Annotated in this window: 1 pseudogene; it reads left to right on the forward strand. The window is 43.5% G+C overall.

Annotated features, from left to right (window positions below):
* A pseudogene (locus Q0791_RS24945) lies at nt 1–618 on the forward strand (ISNCY family transposase); the annotation flags it as partial.
* Between the last annotated feature and the right edge of the window lie 69 nt (nt 619–687).

The following is a 687-nucleotide window of genomic DNA, read 5'->3' on the forward strand; positions in this document are numbered from 1 at the left end:
AGCTCACAAGCTAAAGGTCGAGTGGAACGAGCCAATAGAACACTCCAAGACCGCCTCATAAAAGAAATGCGCCTTGCAGGCATCAATACCATCGAAGAAGCGAATGCTTGGCTTCCTGAATTTATGGCAGATTTTAATCGCCGCTTTGCTTGTGCGGCTCACTCTTCACAAGACGCGCATCGTCCGGTACAAGAGTCAGCGGTTGAACTGGATGATATTTTTACTAAGCAGATGAGTCGTACAGTCTCTAACTCACTGACATTACAATACGATAAAGTCATTTACCTACTTGACCCAACAGAGAAAACCAAGCGGTTAGTCAACAAACGGGTCATGATTCATGACTATCCAGACGGCACGATAGCCATACGCTATTGTGGTGAGGAATTGTCTTATAGCGTATTTGATACCTTAAGGCATGTTCAGCAAGGAGATATCGTTAATAATAAACGTTTAGGCGCGGCACTGGCTTTTGCAAAAGAGAGCCAAACTGAGCGAGCACAAGAGCATCATCGTCAACGAGGTAAAAGTGCAGGAGATAGAAAAACCCAAGCGAGATGTATTAATGCTGTATTTATGCAGGATGTGGAGTTTAAGGCGAGTTTAACAAGGGATTGATAAAAGACACAGACTTGTGTGACATGTCTACTTTGCTCCCTAATGTGACATCTTTAACTTGCCTTAACA

The sequence above is a fragment of the uncultured Shewanella sp. genome (genome assembly GCF_947495455.1).
Classification (GTDB): Bacteria; Pseudomonadota; Gammaproteobacteria; order Enterobacterales; family Shewanellaceae; genus Shewanella.